General features: G+C 62.4%; 7 protein-coding genes. 4 read left to right on the forward strand and 3 right to left on the reverse strand.

The genetic code is table 11. From position 1 onward, the window contains the following. Window positions 1-14: 14 nt before the first annotated feature. A complete protein-coding gene (locus M9890_06415; protein MCO5176589.1) occupies window positions 15-1,094 on the reverse strand; it encodes a M42 family metallopeptidase in 1,080 nt (359 codons plus the stop codon). Window positions 1,095-1,272: 178 nt separating this feature from the next. Between M9890_06415 and M9890_06420 the strand changes: the two genes are divergently transcribed. Both M9890_06420 and M9890_06425 read left to right on the forward strand, forming a co-directional pair. Continuing rightward, window positions 1,273-2,448, forward strand: a complete 1,176-nt coding sequence (locus tag M9890_06420; protein ID MCO5176590.1) for an aminotransferase class V-fold PLP-dependent enzyme — start codon at window positions 1,273-1,275, stop codon at window positions 2,446-2,448. 84 nt (window positions 2,449-2,532) lie between these two features. Then, on the forward strand, window positions 2,533-3,609 hold the full coding sequence (locus M9890_06425) for a dipeptidase (protein MCO5176591.1): 1,077 nt from the start codon (window positions 2,533-2,535) through the stop codon (window positions 3,607-3,609). A gap of 39 nt (window positions 3,610-3,648) precedes the next feature. On the opposite strand, the gene larE is transcribed toward M9890_06425, so the two are convergent. Continuing rightward, complete coding sequence (larE, locus tag M9890_06430; protein MCO5176592.1) at window positions 3,649-4,488, reverse strand: ATP-dependent sacrificial sulfur transferase LarE; 840 nt, start codon at window positions 4,486-4,488, stop codon at window positions 3,649-3,651. Between the two features lie 159 nt (window positions 4,489-4,647). Here larE and M9890_06435 point away from each other — a divergent pair, with 159 nt between their 5' ends. Together M9890_06435 and M9890_06440 are read left to right on the forward strand one after the other, a co-directional pair. Further along, a complete protein-coding gene (locus M9890_06435) occupies window positions 4,648-5,628 on the forward strand; it encodes a flippase-like domain-containing protein (GenBank protein MCO5176593.1) in 981 nt (326 codons plus the stop codon). A gap of 33 nt (window positions 5,629-5,661) precedes the next feature. Continuing rightward, window positions 5,662-6,213: a zinc ribbon domain-containing protein gene (locus M9890_06440; protein MCO5176594.1), complete on the forward strand. Its 552-nt coding sequence runs from the start codon at window positions 5,662-5,664 to the stop codon at window positions 6,211-6,213. A 99-nt stretch (window positions 6,214-6,312) separates the two neighbouring features. Here M9890_06440 and M9890_06445 read toward each other — a convergent pair whose 3' ends face one another. Next, window positions 6,313-6,750 (reverse strand): ABC transporter ATP-binding protein, encoded by a 438-nt coding sequence (locus M9890_06445; protein ID MCO5176595.1) that lies wholly within the window; start codon window positions 6,748-6,750, stop codon window positions 6,313-6,315. Window positions 6,751-6,972 lie beyond the last annotated feature (222 nt).

Below are 6,972 nucleotides of genomic sequence, written 5' to 3' on the forward strand. Positions count from 1 at the left end.
CATGCTTTGAGAGGTTAATCGGTCTTAGCCCCGTACCGATACGAACCCTCGTGCGCGTGCTGCAGATAGGCAGTCAGCAAGTCGATTGCGGCCTGAATGTCAGCAGTCGAGCACATCTCGTTGACGGTGTGGACGTAGCGCGTTGGGATCGACAGCGTGACCGCCGGGACACCGGTGCGCGTGCGCTGGACTGCGCCAGCGTCGGTTCCGCCGCGTGGCAGGATCTCCATCTGGTGAGTAATGTCGGCGCTCCGGGCGACCTCCCGCATATGCTGGACGAGCGCGTAATTGGAGATTGTTGACGAGTCCATCAGCTTGATCGCCACGCCGTCGCCGAGCTTCGTCACCGCGTCCTGTTCGGCTGCGCCGGGGATGTCCATCGCGAGCGTCACGTCGAGCGCAATACCGATGTCTGGATCAACGCCGTAGGATGAAGTGATTGCGCCACGCAAGCCGACTTCTTCCTGTGTCGTAGCGACCGCGACGATTTCAGCCGATGTTGCCTCGCTCAGGGTGCGCAGTGCCTCCAGCATCTGGAAGACGCAGATCCGGTCGTCGAATGCCTTGCCGATGACGTTGTTGCCCAGCGGCTCGACAGTGCGCTGCATCGTCACCATGTCGCCAACTTCGACCAGGGCGCGGACCTCATCGCCGGACAGGCCGACATCGACGTACAGCTCGTCGATGCGCGGTGGCTTTACATCGCCGGGATCGAGCAAGTGGATCGGCTTGGCCGCTGTCGTCAGCACGCCCAGCAATGTCTCGCCGGCATAGCCGTGGACGAGAACGCGCTGCGCCGGTAACACCCGTGGATCGAAGCCACCGACCGGGTGGATGCGGATGAAGCCGCGGTCATCGATGTGCTTGACCAGAAATCCGATCTCGTCCATGTGCGCCAGAATCATGACCCTCGGGCCGCCTGTACCCTTCTTGACACCGATGACGTTGCCAAGAGCATCAACCGAGATGTCGTCAACGAGCGGACGCATCTCCTCGATGACAATGTCGCGAATCGTGCCTTCACGTCCGGCGATGCCTGCAGACTCGCAGAGTCGTTTGAGCAGGTGGAGATTCAATGTATGTCCGCTGGCCATAAGCCCTCCCTGATAGTGTCGATAACGCTGCCGAATCGAGATCGTGTCGGACTCTAGCAGCGTCGCGGATGACCCGTCAATCGCGACGCTGCCGTCGATTGCTCCCGACCGATTACACTGGCCGACAATTGCGCAATGGTGCGGAATCAACAGTGATCGCAGTGGAGCAGGGGGCGACGTGGCGTTCGATACTTCCAGGGCGCGTGCAGAAACGCCGGGTGCAGACGAGGTCGTGCATTTCAATAACGCAGGTTCGTCGCTGATGCCGCAGGTGGTGCTGGACGCGCAAATCGAGCATCTGCAGCTTGAGGCACGCATCGGCGGGTATGAGGCCGCTGCAGTCGCCGCGGATCGTGTTGGCCACGTCTACGACGCGGCTGCTGACCTGATTGGTGCAAGGCCGGATGAGATTGCCATCATCGAGAATGCCACTCGGGCGTGGGACATGGCCTTCTACAGCATTCCGTTTCAGCCCGGCGATCGCATCCTGACCGCTCGCGCTGAATACGGTAGCAACTTCATAGCGCTACTGCAGGTCGCAGAGCGCACCGGCGCGACCGTCGAAGCCGTGCCGAACGACGAACACGGTCAGCTCTCAGTCTCGGCGCTGCGCGACATGATCGATGACCGCGTTCGGCTGATCGCCATGACGCACGTGCCGACAAATGGCGGGCTGGTGAATCCCGCCGCGGAGGTTGGAGCAATCGCGCGCGACGCGGGGATTCTCTACCTGCTGGATGCCTGCCAGTCCGTCGGGCAATTGCCGGTCGATGTCGGCCGCATCGGCTGCGACATGCTCTCTGCGACCGGCCGGAAGTATCTGCGCGGACCGCGCGGCACCGGCTTCCTGTACGTCCGCCGTGACGTGATTCCCACGCTGGAGCCGCCATTCCTCGACAACCACGCTGCCGTCTGGATGTCCCCGGACACATATACGGTGCGTGAAGACGCCCGACGATTCGAAAATTGGGAGACGAACTACGCGGCCAAGATCGGCCTCGGCGCGGCGCTGGACTACGCAAGTGCTTGGGGAGTTGACGTAACCTGGGCGCGAATTCAAGTGCTTGCCGACCGATTGCGATCGGGGCTGGACGCTCTTGCCGGCGTCACGGTACGCGACCTCGGTGTCGAGCGCTGCGGAATCGTCTCGTTCACGGTTGATGGAGTGGGCGGGCAGGACATCAAGGAGCGCCTTGCGGCGCAATCGATCAATGTCACCGTGTCACGACCACCATCGACGCGCCTCGACATGGAAGACCGCGGGCTGGCAGAGGTGGTTCGTGCTTCCGTGCACTACTTCAACACTGAGGCGGAAGTGGATCGGTTTGTACAAGCAATCGACGGTTTGCGCTGATCGCGCTTCACGCTCTCGACGCGGAGCCTGAAGGCAGGTATTCTGCCGCGTGGATACTGAGATCGAAACAATGAGGAGGAACGCGTGAGCGCAAGGAAGTTCCCACTGATTTTTGACGGTCATAACGACACCGTCCTGAGCATGGCTGGTGGTCGTTCCATCTTCGAGCGATCGGATGAGGGACACATTGACCTGCCACGCGCTGAAGAAGGCGGTCTCGGCGGCGGATTCTTTGCCGTCTTTCTCACTGATCCACAGCCCGAAGTTGAACCGGATGCCGACCCGGAAGCGCTGGCCAATGCGGCAATGACTCGCTACCTCGACGCGGCGAATCGACCGCCAATGATGGAGCTGGGCTATGCGCAGGAGCATGCGATGGCGCACCTCGCACGCCTGTACCGTGCCGAGCGCGAGTCTGACGGCAAGATCCGCATCGCTCGCACCGCAGCCGAGCTCCAGCGCAACCTGGACGAAGGCGTCTTCACGATGGTGCTGCACTTCGAGGGCGCCGAACCGCTGGACACGAACGGTGATGCGCTGGAGGTCTTCTATCAGGCAGGTGTGCGCTCACTCGGCTTGACCTGGAGTCGCCAGAATCGCTTCTCCGAGGGCGTGCCGTTCCGCTTCCCCAGCAGCCCCGACATCGGCGATGGCCTCACCGACGCTGGCAAGCAGCTCGTCCGCGACTGCAATCGACTCGGTGTGATGATCGACCTGTCGCATCTGAACGAAAAGGGCTTCTGGGACGTGGCCAAGATCAGCGATGCTCCGCTGGTCGCGACCCACTCAAACGCCCACGTTGTTTGCGAGAGCCCGCGCAACCTGACCGACAAGCAGCTTGACGCCGTGCGAGATTCAGGCGGCGTCGTCGGCCTGAATTTCAACGTCGGCTTCCTGCGCCCCGATGGCGGGAGAGACGCCAGCATGCCGCTCTCGATCATGGTCGACCACGTCGATCATCTCGTCGAAAAGCTCGGCATTGATGGAGTCGCGATGGGATCCGACTTTGACGGTGCGCAGATGCCAACCGAGCTGCGCGATGCCGCCGGTCTGCCAAAGCTCATGCAGGCACTACAGGATCGCGGCTACGACGATGATGCGCTGCAGAAGATCGCGCACGGCAACTGGGTGCGTGTGCTTCGTGAGACCTGGGGCGAGTAAATACTCATGTGCGGTGCCGCAGGAGATGCGGCACCGCACTCATTTCTGGCCTGTCGAGGCAGCCACAACGGCGGGCCGCAGCACGAGGTTCTGACTCCCTGATGTGAAGCCGGCGAGATCCAGCGCCGCATAGGTATAGCCAGCATCGCGCATCGCCTCGACGATCTCGGCGCGCAGCTCAAGCGCCCGTGGGAAGTCCGCTTCCGGCAGCTCGATGCGTGCCAATGACTCGTGATGCCGCACGCGAAACCCGCGAAAGCCGAGGGATCGCATTGCCGACTCAGCCTTGGCCACAACCCGCAGCTTCTCGACGGTGATGGGATCGCCGTAGGCAAATCGCGACGACAGGCAGGCGAACGATGGCTTGTCCCACGTTCGCAAATTCAGCGCAGCAGAGAGTTCCCGGATCTCGCGCTTCGTGAATCCGAGGTCTGCGAGTGGACTGCGAACACCCAGATCGCGAGCTGCGCGCAAGCCCGGTCGAAAATCGCCGGTATCGTCGGCGTTCGTGCCGTCGAGAATGTGGGCGAACCCGCGCTCGCGTGCGACCGCTGCCAGTTGCGAGTACAGCTCGGACTTGCAGAAGAAGCAGCGCTGACTGTTGTTCGCGGCGTACCGCGGATCGGTCAGCTCCATCGTGCGGACGAAGATGAACTCGCTGCCGATCTCGGCCGCAATCTCACGCGCCTCCTGCATTTCCTCAGCCGGGTAGGTGTCGGACAAGCCGGTGGCGGCGGCAGCGTTGTCCCCCAGCGCATCGTGCGCCGCACGCAGGACGAGCGTCGAATCGACCCCGCCGCTGAACGCGACAAGCACCGATTCGTACGCGGCAATGTGCGACAGCAACTCGTCATAGCGTTGTTGCAGTTCCGGGTTCAACCAATCCCACCTTCCAGATTCATGCCTGTTGGATAGTAGATCGCCGTGCAGCGGCCGACGGGGCATACTTCGACATATGGAGTATCGACGAGCATTTCGACCGGCACACGGAACGTTTCAGCGCACTGGCGATCTGCATTCTGCGAAACAGCCCGCCTGATGTTCGACCAGCTTCGATCGCGCCTGCTCATTGGCGTAGCGGCCGGCGTCGCTGTCATGGCAGCGATACTCCTGATCTTCGACGCTGGCGACCTCACCAACGCGCTCCGCGATTTCGACTGGCGCTTCGTGCCGGCGATCCTCGCCCTGACACTTCTCAACTATGTCCTGCGGTTTGTCAAATGGCAGTACTACCTGCGAACGCTGGGCGTGAATTCACTGTCGCGCGGCGATTCCGCGCTCATCTTCGTCGCCGGGTTCACGATGGCGCTAACGCCGGGCAAGGTGGGCGAGTACCTCAAGTCATACCTGATCCGTGTCCGGTCGGGTGTTCCGATGGCGCGGACAGCGCCGGTGATCTTTGCTGAGCGCCTGTCGGATGGCGTCGCGATGCTGATCCTCGCGTCGAGCGGATTGCTCTTCTTTCGGCATGGCTGGCAGATCCTGGTAGCCGGGGCCATCGCGATGCTGGCGCTCGTGATCCTGCTGCAGCGCGAGAGTCTGGTCCGCGCCATTCTGGAGCGCATCGGGCGAACGCGCCTGCACAAGTATGTGCACCTCCTCGAGCAAGCGTACGACTCGATGCGCGAGCTGTTGCGACCGCGTCCGCTGGCGGTGGCCATTGGATTGGGTACAGTGTCCTGGCTCGGGGAGTGCCTGGCGTTTGTGCTGGTTCTGATCGGGCTTGGTATCGAGCCGAGTTGGCATCTGGTCGCCGCCGGCATCTTCGTCTTTGCGTCGGCGACGTGGATCGGCGGCGCGTCGATGCTGCCCGGCGGACTCGGTGCTGCCGACCTGAGCGTCGCGGCACTCTTGCTGCTCACGATCGACGATCCAGCGATGACCCGTAGCCTGGCCGGGGCAGCGACATTGTTGATCCGATTTGCGACACTGTGGTTCGGTATCCTCATTGGCATCGTGGCTCTGGCCCGCGTGTCGCGATGGCAGGAAGTGCCGCGACCGAACGATGCATCCGTTTGATCCGCCGTCATCGACGGGACAGAGAGTTGTGAGATGAGCGAGACACCACGCGACTATGCTGTCTGTCACAACTGCGGCGCGCTTTTGCCGCATGGCGCGCGCTTCTGCCCGACCTGCGGCGCTGCCGTGGCGGCACCTGTAGCAGCGCCTGTTGAGCAGCCCGCGAGCGACGATGCGTTCCGGAACGCAATCGACGCCGCGCTCGGGACATCAGCGAGCCAGCCCGATCAGCCGACGGTGCAAGCACCGATCGTGGGGCCGACCGAATCTGAGCTACCGGATGAATCACCGACTTCAGAGTCGGCAGCGTCTGCTCAGAGTTGGACACCGCCGCCACCAGGTCCGAACCCCTCTGATTCAATGCAGCAACCAACCTGGACGGCCACGCCGGAGCAGTGGCCGGCAGATATCAGCTCGAATAACCAGACAGGTTGGCGCAAATCGCGCACGACCTGGATCATTCTGGCGGTCTTCGGCTTCATCCTCTTCTGCTGTTGCGGGATCTTGTTCACACTCTTCGTCGCGTCCGCGTTTGATGACGGGCTTCAGTCAGACATCACGATGGCTGTGAGCGCACTCCTGTAGCTGCGGAGCACGTGAAGAGAGAAGCGCCCCGACCGTGATTGGTCGGGGCGTTGTCGTGAGCGCAGCGTAACTGTCGAGGCGTGTTGGTCAGACGGATGATCAGGTATTCACGCGATGCCGACCGAGCGGCAACATCAACGGTCGGCCCGACACGGGATCGGTGATGATGCGGCTCTCCAGTCCGAACACCGTTCGAACCATGTCCTCGGTCAGGACCTCCGCAGGTTCGCCGACTGCGAACACGTCGCCATTGACCAGCGCAATCAGCTGATCGGCGTATCGCGCAGCCAGATTAAGATCGTGCAGCACCATCACGATGGTCGTGCTGCGCGCGCGGTTCAGGTCAGTCAGGAGATCCAGGACCTCGACCTGATGGTTGACATCCAGAAAGGTCGTCGGCTCGTCGAGCAGCAGCAAGTCTGTTTGCTGCGCCAGCGCCATCGCGATCCACACGCGCTGCCGCTGACCGCCTGACAGCTCATCGACCGATCGCTCCACAGGATCCGCAGTGCCGGTCGCAATGAGCGCGTCGGCCACCGCTGCGTCGTCCGCGATTGAGTGGTCTGGCGAACGTCAATCTGCTGACGCGACGGCGGCCGCGATCAGATAGACGTAATCGTTGATCACGTACGGGATCTAGAGCGGGGTCGGGTTGGACGCCGTACCCAGTGGTTCGTTGCCGGGCAGCGACACGATCGCGCCGTTCTTGACCGCAGGAATCTGTGAGAGCAGCGGGTCGCCCTCAAGCGCCGAGACTAG

It is taken from the genome of Thermomicrobiales bacterium (assembly GCA_023954495.1).
Classification (GTDB): Bacteria; Chloroflexota; Chloroflexia; order Thermomicrobiales; family CFX8; genus JAMLIA01.

Excerpts from the sequence above, each read along its gene's own strand:
- M9890_06415 (MCO5176589.1), bottom strand. The coding sequence starts at position 1,094 with ATGGCCAGCGGACATACATTGAATCTCCACCTGCTCAAACGACTCTGC.
- M9890_06435 (MCO5176593.1), top strand. The coding sequence starts at position 4,648 with ATGTTCGACCAGCTTCGATCGCGCCTGCTCATTGGCGTAGCGGCCGGC.
- M9890_06440 (MCO5176594.1), top strand. The coding sequence starts at position 5,662 with ATGAGCGAGACACCACGCGACTATGCTGTCTGTCACAACTGCGGCGCG.